This is a genomic window from Longimicrobiaceae bacterium (assembly GCA_035936415.1).
GTDB lineage: Bacteria > Gemmatimonadota > Gemmatimonadetes > Longimicrobiales > Longimicrobiaceae > JAFAYN01.
The window spans coordinates 1-19,953 of the sequence record DASYWD010000172.1; the positions used below are offsets into that span (position 1 = coordinate 1).

At 71.3% G+C, this 19,953-nt stretch carries 20 protein-coding genes; 17 read left to right on the forward strand and 3 right to left on the reverse strand.

The window, feature by feature from the left end; genetic code table 11:
• The first annotated feature begins 141 nt into the window (after positions 1 to 141).
• Genes tilS through cdaA form a run of 5 tightly spaced genes read left to right on the forward strand, consistent with a single transcriptional unit; the run spans position 142 to position 5,846 of the window.
• Positions 142 to 1,536: a tRNA lysidine(34) synthetase TilS gene (tilS, locus tag VGR37_06585; protein ID HEV2147049.1), complete on the forward strand. Its 1,395-nt coding sequence runs from the start codon at positions 142 to 144 to the stop codon at positions 1,534 to 1,536.
• Positions 1,529 to 2,092, forward strand: a complete 564-nt coding sequence (gene hpt, locus VGR37_06590) for a hypoxanthine phosphoribosyltransferase (protein ID HEV2147050.1) — start codon at positions 1,529 to 1,531, stop codon at positions 2,090 to 2,092. Before tilS ends, hpt begins: the two co-directional genes overlap by 8 nt.
• Before the next feature lie 58 nt (positions 2,093 to 2,150).
• On the forward strand, positions 2,151 to 4,175 hold the full coding sequence (gene ftsH, locus VGR37_06595) for an ATP-dependent zinc metalloprotease FtsH (GenBank protein HEV2147051.1): 2,025 nt from the start codon (positions 2,151 to 2,153) through the stop codon (positions 4,173 to 4,175).
• Positions 4,176 to 4,197: 22 nt separating this feature from the next.
• Positions 4,198 to 5,070 (forward strand): dihydropteroate synthase, encoded by an 873-nt coding sequence (folP, locus tag VGR37_06600; GenBank protein HEV2147052.1) that lies wholly within the window; start codon positions 4,198 to 4,200, stop codon positions 5,068 to 5,070.
• Positions 5,067 to 5,846 carry a diadenylate cyclase CdaA gene (gene cdaA, locus VGR37_06605; GenBank protein HEV2147053.1) on the forward strand — a complete coding sequence of 260 codons (780 nt, stop codon included), beginning with the start codon at positions 5,067 to 5,069 and terminating at the stop codon, positions 5,844 to 5,846. Before folP ends, cdaA begins: the two co-directional genes overlap by 4 nt.
• A gap of 3 nt (positions 5,847 to 5,849) precedes the next feature.
• Here the strand turns inward: cdaA and VGR37_06610 are convergent, their stop codons facing one another.
• Both VGR37_06610 and VGR37_06615 read right to left on the reverse strand, forming a co-directional pair.
• On the reverse strand, positions 5,850 to 6,650 hold the full coding sequence (locus VGR37_06610) for a class I SAM-dependent methyltransferase (protein ID HEV2147054.1): 801 nt from the start codon (positions 6,648 to 6,650) through the stop codon (positions 5,850 to 5,852).
• Between the two features lie 66 nt (positions 6,651 to 6,716).
• Positions 6,717 to 7,121, reverse strand: coding sequence for a DoxX family membrane protein (locus tag VGR37_06615; GenBank protein ID HEV2147055.1), 405 nt, complete (start codon positions 7,119 to 7,121; stop codon positions 6,717 to 6,719).
• Between the two features lie 100 nt (positions 7,122 to 7,221).
• Between VGR37_06615 and VGR37_06620 the strand changes: the two genes are divergently transcribed.
• The 6 genes from VGR37_06620 to VGR37_06645 all read left to right on the forward strand — a co-directional run bounded on the left by VGR37_06620 (position 7,222) and on the right by VGR37_06645 (position 12,288).
• A complete protein-coding gene (locus VGR37_06620; GenBank protein HEV2147056.1) occupies positions 7,222 to 8,214 on the forward strand; it encodes an ornithine cyclodeaminase family protein in 993 nt (330 codons plus the stop codon).
• Positions 8,215 to 8,554: 340 nt separating this feature from the next.
• On the forward strand, positions 8,555 to 9,871 hold the full coding sequence (locus tag VGR37_06625) for a serine hydrolase (GenBank protein HEV2147057.1): 1,317 nt from the start codon (positions 8,555 to 8,557) through the stop codon (positions 9,869 to 9,871).
• A 344-nt stretch (positions 9,872 to 10,215) separates the two neighbouring features.
• Positions 10,216 to 10,593 (forward strand): plastocyanin/azurin family copper-binding protein, encoded by a 378-nt coding sequence (locus tag VGR37_06630; protein HEV2147058.1) that lies wholly within the window; start codon positions 10,216 to 10,218, stop codon positions 10,591 to 10,593.
• A 71-nt stretch (positions 10,594 to 10,664) separates the two neighbouring features.
• Positions 10,665 to 11,234 carry a hypothetical protein gene (locus VGR37_06635; protein ID HEV2147059.1) on the forward strand — a complete coding sequence of 190 codons (570 nt, stop codon included), beginning with the start codon at positions 10,665 to 10,667 and terminating at the stop codon, positions 11,232 to 11,234.
• A 3-nt stretch (positions 11,235 to 11,237) separates the two neighbouring features.
• The gene (locus VGR37_06640; GenBank protein ID HEV2147060.1) at positions 11,238 to 11,720 is read left to right on the forward strand and encodes a hypothetical protein; all 483 of its coding nucleotides are present in this window, start codon (positions 11,238 to 11,240) and stop codon (positions 11,718 to 11,720) included.
• Positions 11,721 to 11,742: 22 nt separating this feature from the next.
• Entirely contained in the window at positions 11,743 to 12,288 is a 546-nt protein-coding gene (locus tag VGR37_06645) for a Rieske (2Fe-2S) protein (protein ID HEV2147061.1), read from the forward strand.
• Positions 12,289 to 12,477: 189 nt separating this feature from the next.
• Here VGR37_06645 and VGR37_06650 read toward each other — a convergent pair whose 3' ends face one another.
• A complete protein-coding gene (locus VGR37_06650; protein ID HEV2147062.1) occupies positions 12,478 to 13,110 on the reverse strand; it encodes an ArsR family transcriptional regulator in 633 nt (210 codons plus the stop codon).
• Positions 13,111 to 13,288: 178 nt separating this feature from the next.
• Between VGR37_06650 and VGR37_06655 the strand changes: the two genes are divergently transcribed.
• The 6 genes from VGR37_06655 to ileS all read left to right on the forward strand — a co-directional run bounded on the left by VGR37_06655 (position 13,289) and on the right by ileS (position 19,918).
• Positions 13,289 to 13,885, forward strand: a complete 597-nt coding sequence (locus VGR37_06655) for a DUF4142 domain-containing protein (protein HEV2147063.1) — start codon at positions 13,289 to 13,291, stop codon at positions 13,883 to 13,885.
• Between the two features lie 71 nt (positions 13,886 to 13,956).
• Positions 13,957 to 14,259, forward strand: a complete 303-nt coding sequence (locus VGR37_06660; GenBank protein ID HEV2147064.1) for a hypothetical protein — start codon at positions 13,957 to 13,959, stop codon at positions 14,257 to 14,259.
• Positions 14,260 to 14,457: 198 nt separating this feature from the next.
• Positions 14,458 to 15,153, forward strand: a complete 696-nt coding sequence (locus VGR37_06665; GenBank protein ID HEV2147065.1) for a YggS family pyridoxal phosphate-dependent enzyme — start codon at positions 14,458 to 14,460, stop codon at positions 15,151 to 15,153.
• Positions 15,150 to 15,716, forward strand: a complete 567-nt coding sequence (locus VGR37_06670) for a DivIVA domain-containing protein (protein HEV2147066.1) — start codon at positions 15,150 to 15,152, stop codon at positions 15,714 to 15,716. Before VGR37_06665 ends, VGR37_06670 begins: the two co-directional genes overlap by 4 nt.
• On the forward strand, positions 15,717 to 16,556 hold the full coding sequence (locus VGR37_06675) for a purine-nucleoside phosphorylase (GenBank protein ID HEV2147067.1): 840 nt from the start codon (positions 15,717 to 15,719) through the stop codon (positions 16,554 to 16,556).
• A gap of 194 nt (positions 16,557 to 16,750) precedes the next feature.
• The gene (gene ileS, locus VGR37_06680; GenBank protein ID HEV2147068.1) at positions 16,751 to 19,918 is read left to right on the forward strand and encodes an isoleucine--tRNA ligase; all 3,168 of its coding nucleotides are present in this window, start codon (positions 16,751 to 16,753) and stop codon (positions 19,916 to 19,918) included.
• Positions 19,919 to 19,953: the final 35 nt, after the last annotated feature.

The window sequence follows — 19,953 nt, forward strand, 5'->3', positions numbered from 1 at the left end:
GGAGAGACGGGCGGCGAGGGACGGCAGGCGACCGCCAAGCGCGCGCGGAAGAAGCCCTCGGCGTCCTGAAGCCACATGCAGCGCTGCGACCGGAGCCCGGGGCCCCTTGACGGGGGCGCCGGGCTTCGCCATTTGGAGCGGATGGAGAGCGGCGCCGGTGCCCGACGCACGGGGGGAGACGCCCCCCTGGAGGAGCGCTTCCGCGCGGCCGGGGAGGCGCTGGGGCTCGGCGCCGGCGCGCGCGTCCTGGTGGCGCTCTCCGGCGGGGCCGATTCGGTGGCGCTCCTGCACCTGCTCCGCTTCCACGCTCCCGGCCCGGGGCTCGCCCTCCACGCGGCGCACCTGGACCACGCGATGCGCCCCGGGAGCGACGCGGACGCGCGCTGGGTGGCCGGCCTCTGCGCGGCCTGGGGGGTTCCGCTCGCCACCGAGCGGCTGGAGCGGGCGCCTCGCTCGGAGGAAGAGGCGCGCCGCGCCCGCCACGCCTTCCTGCGCCGCGCCGCCCTGGACGCGGGGGATGCGCTGATCGCGACCGCCCACCACGCCGACGACCAGGCGGAGACGGTGCTCTTCCGCGTCCTGCGGGGCACCGGGATCGCGGGGCTGGCGGGGATGGCGCCACGAGGAGACGGGGTGCTCCGGCCGCTCCTCCCGTTCTGGAGGGACGAGCTGCGCGCGTACGCCCGCGCCGCCGGGCTGCGCTGGCGGGAGGATCCCACCAACCGGACGCTGGACCCGGTCCGCAACCGGATCCGCCGCCGGCTCCTCCCGCTGGCGGAGCGCAGCGTGGCCCCGGGCGCCCGGCGCAGCCTGGTGCGGCTGGCGGAGCTGGCGCGCGCGGAGGAGGCCGCCTGGAGCGCGGTGCTGGAGCCGCTCACGGGGGAGGCGGCGCGGCGCGAGGGGGCGGCGCTCGTGCTTGCGAGGGCCCCGTTCCGGGCTTATGATTCGGCCGTAGCCTCCCGGGTCCTGCGAAATCTGCTGCGCCAGTTCGGGGTCGTCCTCGATCGGACGGGAACCCGGTTGGCGCTTCAGTTTATTACCGGCTCCCCCAGCGGGCGCGTGCTCCACCTCGCCGGGGGGCTGCGCCTGGCCTCGGAGTTCGACTCCGTGCGCGTGGAGCGGGCCGGCGAGGAGCCGGCGCTCCCGGACCTGGAGGTCGCGATCCCGGCGGACGCTCCGGAGGGAGAGGGGGAGGCCCGGATCGGAGGGCGGATCCTGCGTGTGGCGTGGAGCCCGGCCTCCGCCCCCGCGGGACCGGCGCCCGGGGGCGGGGACGCCGCACTGTTTCCCGCCGACAGCCTCCCGCTCGTGGTCCGGGGGTGGCGGCCGGGGGACCGGATCCGGACCCCGGGCGGGACCCGGACCCTGAAAAAGCTCTTCGCCGAGCGGCGCGTCCCGCGCTCCGTCCGCCACCGGACCCCCATCGTCGCGGATGCCGCGGGGAGGGTGCTCTGGGTGGTGGGCGTCGAGCGCTCCCGCGGCCTCCACCCCGCCGAAGGCCAGGCGGCAATCTTCCTTTCGATTCTCGATGACTGAAGCCGAGCTGATCCTTGCCCGCACCGGCGGCCGTGAGCTCCACCGGATCGTGTACACCCCCGAGGACATCGCCACGCGGGTGCGGGAGATGGGGGCGGAGATCACCCGGGCCTTCCCCGCGGACGAGGATCTGCTGGTCCTCGGCCTGCTCAAGGGGTCCTTCATCTTCCTGAGCGACCTGGTCCGCGAGATCACCCGCCCGCTGCAGGTGGACTTCCTGGTGGCCTCCAGCTACGGGAGCGGCACCACCACCTCCGGCGAGCTCAAGCTCCTCTACGACCCCAACGCCGACTTCACGAACCGCCACGTCATCATCGTGGAGGACATCGTGGACAGCGGGACCACCATCAACCGGCTCGTCCCGCTGCTGAACGCGCGCGGCCCGCGCTCGCTGGAGATGTGCGCGCTGCTGCACAAGCACCTGGCCCCCAACCTGGTCCTGGAGCCCCGCTGGGTCGGCTTCGACGCCCCCCACGAGTTCCTGATCGGCTACGGTCTGGACCATTCCGAGAACTACCGGAACCTCCCGTTCATCGGGAGCCTGAAGCAAACCTGAGCCGCGGCGCGCCCCGCCGGCGCGCCCGCCTCCGCTGCAGTACGCGAGGGAAGCACACATGGCCGACCGCGAACCGAACACTCCCAAGGGATCCCGCTGGGGCCGCCTTTCCAGGCAGGCCTCCTTCTGGGTCTTCCTCTTCCTGCTCCCGGTGCTGATCCTCCAGATGATGGGGACGCGCGAGAAGGGGGCGGAGCAGCTCACCTACTCCCAGTTCCGGCGCGAGCTCGACCGGCAGAACGTGGTCCGGGCGACCGTGATCGCGGGCGACCAGATGCAGCAGGTGCAGGGCGAGCTGAAGGCGCCCATCACCGTCCCCACGCCGACGGGGGAGACGCGGCAGGTCGACAAGTTCACGGCCAACCTCCCCGGCCGCGACTCCGAGGCGCTGGTGGACCAGATGTACCAGTCCGGGGTGCTCGTCAACGCGGACCGGCCGCAGCGCGACTGGACCTCGATGTTCTGGGCGGCGTTCCCCTGGCTCATCATCATCGGCGTCTGGTTCCTGATCCTGCGACAGATGCAGAGCAGCGGGAACAAGGCGTTCCAGTTCGGGAAGTCCAAGGCCAAGCTCCTCACCGGCGACACGCCCAAGGTCACCTTCGACGACGTGTCGGGCGCGGACGAGGCCAAGTACGAGCTGCAGGAGATCGTCGAGTTCCTCAAGGACCCCAAGAAGTTCTCCCGCCTGGGCGGGCGGATCCCCAAGGGCGCGCTCCTGGTGGGCCCCCCGGGAACGGGGAAGACGCTCCTCGCGCGCGCCGTCGCCGGCGAGGCGGGGCGGCCCTTCTTCTCCATGTCCGGCTCTGACTTCGTGGAGATGTTCGTGGGCGTGGGCGCCTCGCGCGTGCGCGACCTGTTCGAGCAGGGGAAGGCCCACGCGCCCTGCATCATCTTCATCGACGAGATCGACGCCGTGGGACGGCACCGCGGCGCGGGGCTGGGCGGCGGGCACGACGAGCGGGAGCAGACGCTCAACCAGCTCCTGGTGGAGATGGACGGCTTCGAGGCGAACGACGGGGTAATCCTGATCGCCGCGACCAACCGCCCGGACGTGCTGGACCCGGCGCTCCTGCGCCCCGGCCGCTTCGACCGGCAGGTGGTGGTGGACTCGCCGGACGTGAAGGGGCGCGAGGGGATCCTCCGCGTCCACCTGAAGAAGATCCCCGCCGCCCCGGACGTGAACGTGGCCATCCTGGCGCGCGGCACCCCCGGGATGAGCGGCGCCGACCTGGCGAACCTGGTCAACGAGGGCGCGCTGCTCGCGGCGCGGAAGGGGCACGACTGCGTCTACATGGCCGACCTGGAGGAGGCCAAGGACAAGGTCATGCTCGGCGCCGAGCGGAAGAGCATGGTCCTTTCGGACGCGGAGAAGAAGCTCACCGCGTACCACGAGGCGGGGCACGCCGTCGTGGCGCTCCGCTTCCCGGGGCTGGACCCGGTGCACAAGGTGACGATCATCCCCCGGGGGCGGGCGCTCGGGATCACGGCGTCGCTCCCGGAGGAGGACCGCCACTCGTACTCGCGCGACTACCTGATCGCGCGGCTGGTGATGCTCTTCGGCGGGCGTGTGGCCGAGGAGATGATCTTCGGCGCGGAGAAGGTGACCACCGGGGCGGGGAACGACATCGAGCGCGCCACCGCGCTCGCCCGCCGCATGGTGACGCAGTTCGGGATGAGCGAGGCCATCGGCCCCATGGCGATCGGCGACTCGGAGCAGGAGGTCTTCCTGGGCCGCGACCTCGGCCAGCGCCGCCAGGTCAGCGAGCAGACGGCGCAGCTCGTGGACGCCGAGGTGAAGCGCCTGCTGGACGAGGCGATCGAGACGGCCCGCCGCATCCTGCGCGAGAACGAGGCGCTGATGGAGGCCATCGCGCTGGCGCTCCTGGAGCGCGAGACGCTGGACCGCGACGAGGTGGAGATGCTGGAGCAGGGGAAGACGCTCCCGCCGGTGCCGCTGCGCCCCGCGGTCTCGCCGCCCCCGCCGCCGGCCCCCCCCGCTCCGCGCCCCTCCGAGGACGGCGGGATCGGCGGCCTGTCGCCGTCCCCCTCCTTCGCCCGCGAGGCCGCGCGCGGGCCGTGACGGGGCGCTGACGGAGGGGCGGTTGGGCACCGCGCCGTTTCCCGGCTCCTGGGCCATCCGCGGCCGCTCCCTCTCCCTGGAGCGGCCGCTGGTCATGGGGATCCTCAACGTCACCCCCGACTCGTTCAGCGACGGCGGCCGCTTCGACGCCCCGGAGCGGGCCCTCGCCCGCGCCGGGGCGATGGTGGAGGAGGGCGCGGACCTCCTGGACCTGGGCGGGGAGTCCACCCGCCCGGGCGCCGCGCCAGTCTCCCCCGCGGAGGAGCTGGCCCGGGTCCTGCCGGTGCTGCGGCTGCTCAGGAAGCACCTCTCCGTCCCCCTGTCGGTGGACACGCGCCGGGCGGAGGTCGCCCGCGCGGGGCTGGCGGAAGGCGCGGAGGTCGTCAACGACGTGTCCGCGCTGGCGGACCCCGGGATGGGAGAGGCGGTGGCGGATGCGGAGGCGGGGATCGTCCTGATGCACATGCGCGGCACGCCGCAGACGATGCAGCACGACCCCCGCTACGGGGATGTGGCCGCCGAGGTGAGCCAGGAGCTCGCCGACGCGCTGGAGCGCGCCCGCGCGGCGGGGATCGCGGACGAGCGGATCGTCCTGGACCCCGGGATCGGCTTCGCGAAGACGGCGGAGCACAACCTGGAGCTGCTCGCCCGCCTGGGCGAGCTCGCGCGCCTCGGCCGCCCCCTCCTCCTGGGCCCCTCCCGCAAGGCCTTCATCGGCACGATCCTGGGGGGCATCCCCGCGGAGGAGCGCGACGCCGGCACCGCCGCCGCCTGCGTGGCGGGGCTGCTGCAGGGCGCCCGCATCTTCCGCGTGCACGACGTGCGCACGACCCGGCACGCGCTGGACGTGGCCGAGGCGGTCCGCCGGGCCGCCCCCGTCCCCGTGGCGCCGTGAACCAGCTCATGGAGCGGGTCGGCTTCCTGGCCCCGGACTGGAAGGACCTCCTGGAGATCGCGGTGGTGACCGCGGTCTTCTACCGCATCCTGCTGGTCCTGGCCGGGACGCGGGCCATCCAGATGCTCTTCGGGCTGGGCTCCCTGGTCGGCATCTACTTTCTTTCCCGGATCCTCAACCTCCTCCTGCTGCAGGCCCTGCTGGAGTACCTCTTCCAGTACGGCGCCATCGCGGCGCTGGTGGTCTTCCAGCCGGAGCTGCGCAGCGCGCTCGCGCACCTGGGGCAGAGCCGCCTGATCCGGCTCTTCACCCGCCTGGAGCAGAGCGTGGTGGCGGAGGAGATCGCGCAGGCGGTGGACGAGCTGTCGCGCGGCAAGTTGGGGGCGATCATCGCCATCGAGCGCGAGGTGGGGCTGGGCGAGTACGTGGAGACCGGGACGACCATGCAGGCGCGGGTCTCGGCGCCGCTCCTGACCACGATCTTCACGCCGTACTCGCCGCTGCACGACGGCGCGGTCATCATCCGCGGCGACACCATCGTCGCGGCGGGCGCCATCCTCCCGCTGACGCAGTTCCCCGTGTCCGACCGGGCGCTGGGGACCCGCCACCGCGCCGCGCTGGGACTCTCGGAGGAGACGGACGCGCTGGTGCTGGTGGTCTCGGAGGAGACGAGCACCGTCTCGCTGGCCTTCCGCGGCCAGCTCCAGCGCGGGCTCACGCACGACCAGCTCGTGGAGACGGTCGCCTCCCACGGCCGCGCGGCGGTGGCGGTGTAGGGGTCAGGCCGGCCGCGCCAGGCAGAAGATCTCCACGCCCATCCCCAGCCGCTCCACGGCGCGGTTTACGGCCCGGAACGGGAGCGGCCGGGTCGCCGGCTCCTGGTGGAAGTCGCGCCAGCGGGATGTCTCCACCTCCAGCACGCGGAAGCCGTGGCGGCGGAGGAGGCGGGGCAGGGTGGAGGTGGAGAAGTGGAGGAAGTGGTCGTCCTGGAAGGTCCAGGCATAGTCCTCGCCGCGCAGGTAGCGGATCCACGACCGCACGTTGGGCACCGCCACGAACAGGAGCCCGTCGTCCGCCAGGATCCGCCGCACCTCCGTCAGGAGGGGGGCCGGGTCGGGGATGTGCTCCAGCACGTGGTTCAGCGTCACCAGGGCGAAGCTTCCGTCCGGGAAGCCGCACTCCTCCAGCGGGGTCTCCCGCACCTCCAGCCCGCGCTCCCGCGCGACGCGCACGGAGCTCCCCGACAGCTCGATCCCCACGCCGTCCCATCCCCGCTCGCGCGCCACCACCAGCTCGGTGCCGATCGCGCACCCCACGTCCAGCACCCGCCCCGGCGGCCGGAGCCGCTCCACCCGGTCGAAGAGCGTTTCCGCCCGTCTCCGGAAGAAGTCCACCTTGCGGAGCTGGTCCTCCGTGTACATGTCCGACTCCGTCACCCGCGCCCGCAGCTCCTCCGGCTCGGGGAGCGGGTTCGTGTAGAACAGCCCGCATCCGCGGCAGATCACGGTGCGGTTGCGGTTCTTCGTGCTGTAGACCCGGAAGTCGGGGCTGTCGCAGACGGGGCAGGGGATCGCGGGCATCTGTGACGCTCTTCGGACGAGTGCACCGGCGCGGGGCGCGGGACGATAGGCCGGGCGGCCTCGTCGTCAGCGCCGCTTCCGGAGGGTGAGGGTGTCCTCGTCGCGGAAGGCCCAGAGCACCAGGCTGGCGGCCAGGATGATGAGCGAAGGGTAGAAGAGCACGTTGCTCCCTTCCAGCACCCATCCCCACGGATCGACGATGGATTTCCACACGCCCAGCGCCGTGACGCCCGTTACCGCCAGGAGGAAGGGGTACACGAAGTCCAGCGCCAGCCCGAGGCAGATCAGAATTCCCACCAGGATCTGCACCACCCCGAACGCCTGGAGGAGCACCGGGACGGAAAAGGCCCCGAAGTAGAACCCTTCCGACACCTGCATCCCGTGCTCCACGTTCACCAGCTTGTCGATCCCCCAGATCACCATCAGCAGGCCGACGGAAACGCGCAGAAAGAGCAGCGACTTCGCCTTCATCCCGTCCTCCGTTTACTTTGTGGCCGGGCGCGCGGATTCCGAAGGGAGCCCCGGGCCCGCGCGTTCACGACATGGACAATCTACGCCCCGGGAGGATGCCGTGCGACCTCGATCCACCCTTCTGCTCAACCGCACCGAGATCTCGTCCCTGCTCACCCCGGACGACTACATCCGGGCGGTGGAGCGTGCATTCGAGGCGAACGGGAAGGGATTGAGCCTCAGCACCGGGCTGCTGCACATCGACTCCCACGGGGGCGAGTTCCACATCAAGTCTTCCGGGCTGGACCTGGATGGGACGTACGTGGGCGTGAAGTGCAACGGCGCCTTCTGGCAGAACCGGGAGCGGGGACTTCCGTACGTCCACGGGGGGATCCTCCTCTTCGACGGCGAGACCGGCGCTCCGCTGGCCATCATGGACTCGGTGGAGATCACGATCCAGCGGACCGCGGCGGCGACGGCGGTCGCCGCGAAGTATCTGGCGCGTCCCGACTCCCGCGTGGTCACCGTTTGCGGCACAGGCACCCAGGGCAGGGCACAGCTCCGCTTTCTGGCGCGGGTGCTTCCGGTGGAGCGGGTGTACGCCTTCGGGCGGCGCACCGAGGCGGCGGAGCGCTACGCAAGCGAAATGGGCGCAGAGCTGGGGATCGAGGTCATCGCCGTCCCGAAGCCCGCCGGGGCGGCCCGGCAGAGCGACGTGATCGTTACCTGTACCCCCGCGCGGGCGCCGCTGCTGGGGCGGGAGGAGGTTGCCCCGGGGACCTTCGTGGCGGCGGTCGGCTCCGACAACCCGCAGAAGCAGGAGCTGGACCCGCGGCTGCTCGCCGCGAGCAAGGTCGTCCCCGACATCACCGAGCAGTGCGCTCGCGTGGGCGAGCTGCACCATGCGCTCGTGGCCGGGGTGATGCAGGTATCGGATGTGCACGCGGAGCTGGGGGAGGTGGTTGCAGGGAAGCGGCCGGGCCGCACTTCGGAGGCGGAGATCACGCTCTTCGATTCCACCGGCACCGCGCTCCAGGACGTGGCCGCGGCGGCCCTGGCATACGAGCGGGCGCTTGCCGCCGGCCGCGGGAACTTCTTCGACCTGCAAGCGTAGCGGGAAGCGGCACGGGCGGTCTCTGCCGGCCCGAACCACGCTCGTGCGAGATGTTCCGTGACCCGCTGCCGTCGTTCAGGATGCCCCGGCCGCTCCGATTCCCCGGAAATCGCCCATGCCGACCTCCCCGGCTGAAACCAGGCCCACACACGCCCCGCGCCGGGCGCGACGCGCCGCACTGGCACTGCTCCTTGCTGCCCTTCCGCTCGCCGGTTGCGCCTACGGTCCCCCAGTGGGGACGGCACCGCAAACGGCTGCTGCGGCCGATTCGGCCCGCCCTACCGGGGGACTGATCCCGCCAGGGTCCGCGCCCTCGCTGGGCACGGCCGGGTTCGCCAAGGTGCTCTGCTCCGCAGTGTTCGTCTCCGGGCGCGATCCGCGGGAGGCGGCGCGCAACAGCGGCTACTTCATGCTCCCGGGCTCGGAGCACGTCGTCACGGACACGATCATCGACCGCGAGCGCAGGGAGGTGCGGCTGACCTACCGCAACTCCGTCACGCGCACCGCCCGCTACTACGGCGACCAGGGGTGCGTCATCCATCCCGAGGGCTTCGACCGCGTCTTCTTCGAGCCGGTCGAGGTGCGGTCGTCGCTCCCCGATGCCGGGACGCAGGACTGGCCCATGGGCGACCGCCTCCCGGACGCCCCGCTTCCGGGCGATGTCGACGTCGCGCGCCTCTCCGCCGCCGTCGACGCGGCCTTCGCCGATCCGGAGGCGCTGACCGCGGCCTTCGTGGTGGTGCACCGGGGGCGCATCATCGCCGAGCGCTACGGTGCGGGCGCCCACCGGGATATGCAGCTGGAAAGCTGGTCCATGGGCAAGAGCCTGACCGCCACCCTGTTCGCGCGCCTGGTCCAGGACGGCATCTTCCGCCTGGATCAGCCTGCGCCCGTGAAGGAGTGGCACGACCGCCCCGGCGACCCGAGATCCCGGATTCGCGTGCGGGATCTTCTCCAGATGAGCAGCGGTTTGCACTTCATCGCCTCGCAGGACCCGGACTACACGCCGGCGATGGGCTACCCGGATCACATGTACATCTATACGGGCGCGGTGGATGCCTTCCACCACTCGGCGACCCGGCCGCTGCAGTTCCAGCCGGGTACGGAGGGGCGCTACCGCAATTCGGATCCCCTGACCCTCGGGCATCTGATCCGCGAGGCGGTGGAGGCGCGGGGGGAGAGCTACCACACCTTCCCGCAGCGGGCGCTCTTCGACAGGATCGGGATCCGCCGCCAGGTGCTGGAGACCGATCCGTACGGGAACTTCCTGCTCACCGGGTTTGACTACGGCACCGCCCGGAACTGGGCGCGGCTCGGTCTGCTGTACCTGCAGGACGGCGTATGGATGGGCGAGCGGCTCCTCCCGGAGGGGTGGACCAGGTTCGTCAGCACGCCCGCGCCCGCCTGGGACCGGCCGGTCTACGGCGGGCAGTTCTGGATCAACGGCACGGGAGAGTGGAACCTGCCTCGCGACGCCTACTACATGGCCGGCGCGGGCGGTCAGTACACCTTTGTCGTGCCCTCGCACGACCTGGTGATCGTCCGCATGGGGCACTTCCGTGGCAGCCAGGTGGGCGCACGGACGCTGAATGCCGCGCTGGCAGAATTGATGCGGGCCGTCCCCGCGCACGCGTCAGGAAGTAACCCGAATCCGTGAAACGGGCCGTGGGCGCTGGTGATGAAGGCCATCGTGGATCGTGATCACCCGGCTGCACTCGCCCGGGATCCGGGAACCTTCCGCCCACCAGGGGTCTCTTGACGCCGGACGGAAATTAATGTAGTCTAAAAATGATTACGGCATCCTGTTAAAAAATCTCCGGTTCGAGACGCAGCGTTTCCCACAGCGGCCGATCCGGTGCGGGAAGTGTTTGAGTTCAACGGTTTGCAACAAAAGTCATTGACAAATTGGAGTATCTGCCGCAGAGTTCATCTACCCGCGGTGCGCTACGGTCCGCGAGGACCCTCCACCCGCTCGTTCCGCCCACGAATCCCGGAGGATGTATGTACCTGGAACGTCTTGCGCTCACGACCGTGATGGCAGTCGTGCTTGCAGCCTGCGGCGGAGGAGGGGGGGGAACCCCGGTCGAGCCCAACCCTCCCGGCCAGAACCCACCTGCCGAGCCGACCTCCAGCGCCACGGTCGTCACCAGCGCGTCGGCGTTCAGCCCGAAAGAGGTGAACCTCCTCAGAGGCGGGACCGTGACCTGGAACATCGGGGCCGTCGCGCACAACGTCATCTTCAACAAGGTGGCCGGAGCGCCCGAAGACGTCGGGGTGATCAGCAACGCGCAGGTCTCGCGCACCTTCAACACCGCCGGCAGCTTCCCGTATGACTGCACGCTGCACGCGGGAATGACCGGCACCGTCAACGTGAAGTAGCCCTGGCCCGGAGCGCCCGGGCCGGACGCTCCGGACCCTCTCGCCACCCCGCGGGACGATAGGAAGGTCATATGGCGCCCTGTGCCTGGCTGGTGGTGGCGCTCGCCACCGCGCTCCCCTCCGAAGCTCCGGACGCGGGTGCGGTCCCCGCGGACATGGTGTGCTCTGTCCCGGCCGCCGACACGATTCCGCCTCCCGCGGTCGTGGAGTACAGCGATTGGTACGGCAGGCGCCTGGCCATTCACCGCGCCGCCAGCTACACCATGCTCCCCCTGTTCGCGGCGCAGTACACCGCGGGACAGCGGATGTACGGCAACCCGGCGCTCCCCGGTGACGACTGGGCGCGCCGGGCGCACCGGCCGCTCGCCTACGCGGTCGCGGGACTTTTTACCCTGAACACCGCGACCGGGGTGTGGAACCTGTGGGAGGGACGCAAGGAGCCCGAAGGAAGGGGGCGGCGGACGCTCCACGCCGTGTTGATGCTGGCAGCGGACGCGGGCTTCACCGCCACCGGGGTGCTAGGTGACCGGGCGGCGAACCAGGGGGGGAGCCGCACGATGCACCGCAACGTCGCGCTCGGCTCCATGGCCACCGCGATCGCCGGTTACCTTGTCATGCTGCCGCAGGTAGTGCGGGACTGAGCGATGGAGGCGCTGCTGCAGATCGCCGAGCCCTGGGCGTCGCTCTACAACGACTCGCCGCCCCTGCAGACGGTGGTGCTCTTCGCACACCTGGCGGGGATGTTGTTGGGCGGCGGGTTCGCCCTTGCCGCCGACCGGGCGACGCTCCTCGCGTCGCACGCTGGCTTCATGGAGCGGGAGCGGCAGCTGTCCGAGCTCGGGATGACGCACCGGCCGGTGGAAGCGGGGCTGGCTGTGACGCTGGCGAGCGGTCTGTTGATGCTGGCTGCGGACCTGGAGACGTACCTGGTGTCCGTGGTGTTCTGGACCAAGATGGGCCTCATCGTGCTGCTGCTCGTGAACGGCTATCTCCTTCAGCGAACCGGGAAGGTGCTGAGCCAGGATCCGGGCGGAGCGTGGGACCGGCTCCGCACGGCGGCGGTGGTGAGCATCGCCCTCTGGCTCGCGGTGCTGCTCGCCGGTACCTGGCTTGCCAGCATGTCGTAGGGACTCAAGAAGCGGAGTCGAGATGGAAACGACGGGAATCCTGGGGCCCAGGGGTGCGGACGACGAGGGCTGCGAGGGGTGTGCGGCCACCGGCCGGCGCGACTTCCTGCGGCAGGCGGTCGGGGTGGCGGCGGGCGCGCTGGCGGCGCTGGGGCTCTCGCCCGAGCACGCCCGCGCGCTGCCGGTGGAATGGGCCACGCCGCTCCACGAGGCCGGAAACGAGCTCACGCTTCCCATCCCCTCGCGGGACGGGGCCACCATCTACAAGGAGCACAGCCTGATCCTGGCGCGCTACGCGGGCGCGGTGTACGCGTTCTCGCTCGCCTGTCCGCACCAGCGCGCGGCACTCCGGTGGATGGAGGACGAGGAACGTTTCCAGTGCTCCAAGCACAAGTCCAGGTACCGTCCTAACGGCGTGTACATCTCCGGGCGCGCCACCCGCAGCATGGACCGCTTCGCCCTGCGCCGCCAGGGCGACAGCATGGTGGTGAGCCTTTCGCGGCTCTTTCGCGAGGACCGGGACCGGGATGCCTGGAACGGTGCCGTAGTCTGGCTCAGCGAGAAATAGTCTCGCCCGGCCGGTCGTGACCGCCCATCCGCAGAAGTCTGGGCGCGGGCGTGCAGGGCTCAATCCGACAGGCGGGGGACCCGTTCGGGGAGCGGGAACTCGCGCTGCTGCACGGGATCGCAGCCGTGATGCTGCTCCTCACCCGCCGGGAGCAGGCGCCGAGAGACTGGCACGACCTCCTTCGGCAGGTCAGCCCAGCGGGATCTCGAAGCAGCAGCGGGGGCGTTCGCCCTTCTCGCAGTGCTCCCGCACCGGCACCCCTACCAGCTCCGTGAGGAGCGTCTCCGCCAGGTGGCACACCTGCGGGTTCCCTGGCACCACGGCCGCGAGCGGGCAGCTGTACCCGCGGATCACGACGGCGCCATCCGATTCCTCTAGGTCCGCCACCCCCCCCAGCTCTCCCAGGATGCCGTAGGCAGCGTCGATCCGCATACGGATGTCCTGCTCCGCTTCGGTGCGTCCGGCAGCCGCACGGCGGCCCACTTCGCGCAGCAGTTCGTCCAGCTCCTCGGGCCCGTGCCGTTCGGCCAGCACACCCAGCAGGAGCCCCAGGACCGGGGCGTACGCCTTGGGGAGCAGGGCGTCGGCCTCCGGCGTAAGGCTGTAGACGTACGCCGGCTTCCCGACTCCCTGGGGCGCACTCCTCCCCTGTTGCACCAGCCCGTCCCGCTCCAGCGCTGCCAGGTGGGAGCGTACGGCATTGTCGGTGAGGTCGAGCTCATTCGCGAGCTCGTTCACCGTACGGCTGGAGCGACGGAGCGAGGCGATGATCTGCCCTCGGGTGCTCGCCAGCAGTCGTTCGATCCATCGGGTCGCCTGCATCGGACCTCCTTTACAGGGATTCTCTCGCACGGAACCTAACCGGGCGAGCCGATTTTGTCCAATAACCCAATAAAAGCATTGACATATGGTGAATATCGCCGTACTCTTCGGTACGCAGCTGTACACGGCCGGCCTGCGAGGGCACGCTGGCCGTCTCACGCCTGTCTCGGAGGAAGCAATGAACAGGATGCTGATGGGGATGATGGCGGTGGCCGCGCTGGCCGCCTGCGGCGGGGAGCAGCAGGGCGGCCAGACCGGAGCCGACGCGGCGGCAACGGCTCCGGCGGAGACCGCGCCTGCAGCGGCTCCCGCCACGGGAGCGGTCACGGACCCGCAGATCGCGGACATCGTGGTGGCCGCCAACCAGGTGGACATCGCCGCGGGCGAGCTGGCGCAGTCCAGGGCCAGCAATCCGCAGGTGAAGGAGTTCGCGCAGCGCATGATCACCGACCACACGGGGGTCAACCAGGCGGCCTCGGACCTGGTCACCCGTCTGGGTGTCACGCCGGAGCCGAACCCTACCAGCCAGCAGCTCCGCCAGGGCGGAGAGCAGAACCGCAGCCAGCTGCAGGGGCTGAGCGGGTCGGAGTTCGACCGGGCCTACATCGGCCACGAGGTCACGTACCACCAGCAGGTGCTGGACGCGATCAACAACACGCTCATCCCCAACGCGCAGAACGCCGAGCTGAAGGCGCTCCTGCAGCAGACCGCGCCCGCCGTGGAGGCGCACCTGCAGCACGCCAGGCAGATCCAGTCCTCCCTGGGGCAGAGCTGATGGACACGGGGCGTCTCGGCACGCGCGCAGATGGTCGCGCGCGTGCCAGGACTCCTCTCCGAACCTTCCTCATGGTGGGGGCAGTCTCGGTGGTGGCGGGCTGCGCGGACGGCGGGTCGGAAGCGAGGACGCACTCCATCGTGATCCGCAACTTTCAGTACGTCCCCGCAGCGGCCGCCGTGGCCGTGGGAGACACCATCGTCTGGACGAACGAGGACGTGGTCCCTCATACCGCGACGGCCGCCGACCGCGCGTGGGACACGGGGGGCATCGCGGGCAGACAGACCGGGCGCGTCGTGGTGGAGAGGAAGGGAAGACAGGAATACGTGTGTGCATTCCATCCGAACATGAAGGCGCAGCTGACTGCCGAATAGCGGACTTCCGTGCAGCACCCTCCACGGGTTCGCGCGGCGCCACGCCGACGAGCCGGCAGGGGGGCTCGGCCCGGAGTCGCGGAGCGTGCAGTCAGGCAGCGGCAGCGAAATCGGGACGCCCATTCCCTCTCGCGCTTCCGCACGTTTGCACTCCCCTCAGCTTGCGCCCCCGTCGCCACCGGGTTTACAATCCGTGCCATGCAACCGTCGTCGTTGTCGGCCCGGGTGGAGGAGGTGCGGGAGCGCGTCGAGCGCGCCAGGGAGCGTGCGGGGAGGACCGGGCCCGTCACGCTGGTCGCGGTCACCAAGACGCGGCCGGCGGCAGCCGTACGCGCCGTTCGCGAGGCGGGGGTGGAGGACGTGGGCGAGAACCGCGTCCCGGAGCTGGAAGAGAAGGTGGCGGAGGTCGGCCGGGAGGCGGTCCGCTGGCACCTGATCGGCCACCTGCAGCGCAACAAGGTGCGGAAGGCGCTCCCCCTCTTCGACCTGCTCCATTCGCTGGACTCCCACCGGCTGGCGGAGGTGGTGTCCGCGGAGGCGGAGCGGGCCGGGACCACGGTGCGGGCGCTGGTGCAGGTCAATTCCGCGGGGGAGGAGACCAAGGGCGGCTTCGCGCCGGAGGAGGCGGTGGAGGCGGTGGGGCGGATCTGCGCTCTGCCGGGGCTGCGGATCGAGGGGGTGATGACCATGGCGCCCTTCACCGACGACGAGGCGGTGCTGCGGCGCGCCTTCGGGACCACCCGGCGGCTCTGGGAGGAGGCTGCGCGGCAGGTCCCGGCCTTCCGTCCGCTGCACCTCTCGATGGGGATGAGCAACGACTTCGAGATCGCCGTGGAGGAGGGAAGCACCCTCGTCCGCGTGGGAACCGTTCTGTTCGGGGAGCGCGATCGATGATCGACCTGACGCCGCTCGACGTACGCAAGAAGAAGGGCGACTTCGCCCGCGCCATGCGCGGCTACGACCCGGCCCGGGTGGACGACTTCCTCGACCTCGTCGCGCAGCGGATGGAGGAGCTGGTCCGCGAGAACGGCACGCTCGGCGCGCGGGTGGACGGCCTCTCGGTGTCCATCACCGAGTACCGCGAGCGCGAGCGGGCGCTGAACGACGCGCTCGTCTCCGCGCAGCAGATGCGCGAGGAGATGCGAGAGCAGGCCCAGCGCGAGGCGGAGCTGATCCTGCGCGAGGCCCGCGCGGAGGGCGAGCGGATCGTGGAGGACGCCAAGCGGCAGGTGCTCACCGCCTCCGAGGCGCTGCGGCGGCTCCAGGGCCAGCGGACCCGCTTCCTGCGCCTCTTCCGCGCTCTGGTCGAGCGGCAGCTCGCGGAGGTGGAGGAGGAGGAGGCGCGCTTCCGGGAGAACCTCCGCGGGAGCGACGCCGGGCGCCTGGGGCCAGGGGGCGGGCCCGCGCCGACGGCCGAGCGGCCGGAGGATGCAGAGTTCACGGCACGGGAGGGCTGAGTGGCGGAGTCCAGGGTGGCGGGGGAGGTCGCGGAGGCGGTGGCGGCGATCCGGGAGCGGAGCGGGGCGGCGCCCTCGGTCGCGGTGATCCTGGGGACGGGGCTGGGCGGGCTGGCGGAGCGGATCCAGGTGGAGACGACCATCCCCTACGACGAGATCCCGCACTTCCCACTCTCCACAGTGGAGTCGCACACCGGGCGGCTCCTGCTGGGGACGCTCGGCGGAAAGCCGGTCGTCGCCATGCAGGGGCGCTTTCACCGGTACGAGGGCTACACGCTGCAGCAGGTGACCTTCCCCGTGCGGGTGATGCGGGCGCTGGGGGCGGAGACGCTGGTGGTGTCCAACGCCTGCGGGGGGATGAACCCGTTCTGGGCGCCGGGCGACCTGGTGCTGATCTCGGACCACCTCAACCTCCTGGGCGACAACCCGCTGATCGGCGCGAACGACGAGGCGCTGGGCCCGCGCTTTCCGGACATGTCGGAGCCGTACAGCCTGGCGCTGCAGGAGCTCGCCGTGCAGGTCGCCCTCGAAAGGAAGATCCCGCTGCGCCGCGGCGTCTACGTGGCCGTCCCCGGGCCCAACCTGGAGACCCGCGCCGAGTACCGGATGCTCCGCCTGCTGGGCGCGGACGTGGTGGGGATGTCCACCGTGCCGGAGGTGATCGTGGCGGTGCACGGCGGGATGCGGGTGGTGGGGATCTCCATCATCACCGACGCCTGCATGCCGGACGCGCTGGAGCCGGTGGACATCGCCCGGATCATCGCCACCGCGCAGGGCGCCGAGCCCAGCCTGACGGAGCTGGTGGAGGGGATCGTCGAGCGGCTGGGGGACGGGGCATAGCGACAGCCTGCAACGGCAGAGTCTCCGAGTCGCCCAGGCTCGCCACCCTCCCCCAGGCCCGGGGGAGGGCTTATAGTTCCGGGCCTACCGAGCGCCTGCAGTTGATCCCCTCTCCCAAGCTTGGGAGAGGGTGGCGGCTCTCAGGCCGCCGGGTGAGGGCCCGCGGGCCGACATCGTCAGCAGACAGATCGAACGTGAGCAAGCGATATCCCGATCTCCCGGCCTCCACCACGGCGCTCGAGGAAGAGATCCTCGGCCGGTGGAAGGAGGAGGACACCTTCACCCGCTCGCTCGAAAAGACGCGGGACGGGGAGCCGTTCGTGTTCTACGAGGGCCCGCCGACCGCCAACGGGCGCCCGGGGATCCACCACGTCTTCTCGCGCACCATCAAGGACTCGGTGGCGCGCTTCCGCACCATGCAGGGGCGCCACGTCCCGCGCATGGCCGGGTGGGACACGCACGGCCTCCCGGTGGAGATCGAGGCGGAGAAGAAGCTGGGGATCAGCGGGAAGCGGGAGATCGAGGAGGTCGGGATTGCGCGCTTCAACGAGGTGTGCCGCGAGAGCGTGCTCCAGTACACCGACGAGTGGGAGCGCTTCTCGGCGCGCATCGGCTACTGGCTGGACTACTCGCGCCCCTACGTCACCTACCACGCGGACTACGTCGAGACCGTGTGGTGGCTGGTGAAGCAGATCGCCGACCGCGGCCTGGTCTACCGGGGGCACAAGATCCTCCCGTACTGCCCGCGCTGCGGCACCGGGCTCTCCAGCCACGAGGTCGCGCTCGGCTACCGCGACGTCAAGGACCCGTCGCTGTACGTGATCCTCCCCGTCCTCGGGGAGGACGGGGAGCCGGACGGGCGCGAGCTACTGGTGTGGACCACCACGCCCTGGACGCTGGTCTCCAACACGGCGCTCGCCGTGAACCCGGAGCTGGAGTACGCCGAGGTGGAGCACGAGGGACGCCGCCTGATCCTGGCGAGCGCCCGCGTGCCCGCCCTCTTCGGCGCGGAGGCGACGGTCTCGCGCACCATGCCGGCCGGCGAGCTGGTGGGGCTGCGCTACGAGCGCCCCTTCGACTGGGTGGAGACGGCGGGGTTCGCGGAGGATTCGGTGGCGCGGGCGTGGCACGTGTACCCGGCGGAGTGGGTCAACGCGGAGGACGGGACGGGGATCGTGCACACCGCCCCGGCGTTCGGCGCGGACGACTACGCGCTCGGGCAGGAGCAGGGCCTCCCGGTGTTCAACCCGGTGGACGACCGCGGCGCCTTCCGGGCGGAGATCCCGCTCGTCGGCGGGACCTTCGTGAAGGAGGCGGACACCGACCTGGTGATCGAGCTGAAGAAGCGCGGCCAGGTCTTCCGCTCGTCCCGCGAGGAGCACTCGTACCCGCACTGCTGGCGCTGCGGGAGCCCGCTCCTGTACATGGCCCGCGACTCGTGGTTCATCCGCACCACCGAGGTGCGCGGCGACCTGCTCGCCAACAACGCCGAGATCCGCTGGCACCCGCCGGAGATGGGGAGCGGGCGCTTCGGCGAGTGGCTGGAGAACAACGTCGACTGGGCCATCTCCCGGAACCGCTACTGGGGGACGCCGCTCCCCATCTGGGTCTGCGAGGCCGACTCCCGGCACGTGGAGGTGCTCGGCTCGTTCGGCGAGCTGCGCGCAAAGGTCGGCGCGCTCCCCGACCCGTTCGATCCGCACCGCCCGTTCATCGACGAGCACGCCTGGGGGTGCGAGCACCCGGGCTGCTCGGGGACGATGCGGCGCATCCCGGAGGTGATCGACGTCTGGTTCGACTCCGGGGCCATGCCCTGGGCGCAGCACCACTATCCGTTCGAGAACCGGGAGACCCAGGAGCGTCAGTTCCCGGCGGACTTCATCAGCGAGGGCGTGGACCAGACGCGGGGGTGGTTCTACGCGCTCCTGGCGATCTCCACGCTCCTGGGCCGCGGTCCGTCGTACCGGAACGTGGTTGTCAACGACCTGATCCTAGACGCCGAGGGACAGAAGATGTCCAAGTCCCGGGGGAACGTGGTGAACCCCTGGGACGCCATGGAGCAGTTCGGCGCGGACGCGATCCGCTGGTACCTGCTCTCGTCGTCCAACCCCTGGGTGCCCAAGCGCTTCGACCCGGAGGGCGTGCGCGAGGTGCAGCGGAAGACCTTCGACACGCTGCGCAACACCTACCGCTTCTTCGCGCTCTATGCCAACCTGGAGCGGTGGGCCCCGGGCCAGGCGGACGCCGTGTCGGCGGAGCGCTCCGTGCTGGACCGCTGGCTCGTGTCGCGCCTGGCGACGGTGGCGCGGGAGGTGGGCGCCGAGATGGAGGCGTACAACCTCACCCGCGCCGTCCGCCTGCTGGGAGACTTCGTCACCGACGACCTCTCCAACTGGTACGTGCGCCGCTCGCGCGACCGCTTCTGGGGGGCGGCGGAGAGCCCGGACGCGCGCGCCGCCTTCGCGACGCTGTACGGCGCGCTGGTCGTGGTCGCGCGGCTGATGGCGCCGGTCGCGCCGTTCTTCTCCGACTGGCTGCACCGCGCGCTCACCGGCGGGAGCGTGCACCTGGCCGCCTTCCCCGAAGCGCGGGAGCGCGCGCGCGACGAGGCGCTGGAGCGCGGGATGGAGGCGGTGCGCACCCTGGCGACGCTGGGGCGCGCCGCGCGCGAGGAGGTGGGGATCCGCGTCCGGCAGCCGCTGGGGACGCTGTACGCGGTGGTGCCCGACGGCTACGCCGTGGGCGGCGAGCTGCTGGAGATCGCCCGCGACGAGCTGAACGTGAAGCGGGTGGACTTCATGGACCGGGCGGAGGAGCTGGTGACCTTCTCCGCGCGCCCCAACTTCAAGGCGCTCGGCGCGCGCCTGGGGAAGCAGACGCCCAAGGTGGCGAACGCCATCCGCGAGCTCCCCTCGGACGCGCTGGCATCGTTCCGGCGCGGGGGCGCCCTCTCGGTCCAGGTGGACGGCCAGGAGGTTCCGGTCGGCCCCGGGGACCTGGAGATCGTCCAGACCGCGCGCGGCGAGCTGCAGGTGCAGGCGGAGGGCGGCTTCACCGCCGCGCTCGACCCCACCGTCACGCCGGAGCTGCGCGCCGAGGGGCTCGCCCGCGAGCTGGTGAACCGCGTGCAGCGCCTGCGCAAGGACGCCGGGCTGGAGGTGTCCGACCGGATCCGGCTGGGCGTCGCGGGCGGCGGCGAGCTGCGCGCCGCGCTGGAGCGCTTCGGCGACTTCGTCGCGGGGGAGACGCTGGCGACGGAGCTCGCGGTGCAGGCGGACGGGCTCGGGGACGGCGGGTACGCCGAGGTGCGCGAGGTGGACCTGGACGGCGTGCCGGCGACGATCGGGGTGGCGAAGGCGTAGAGCGGGCCTGCCGCGGCAGCCCTTCACACGAGCGA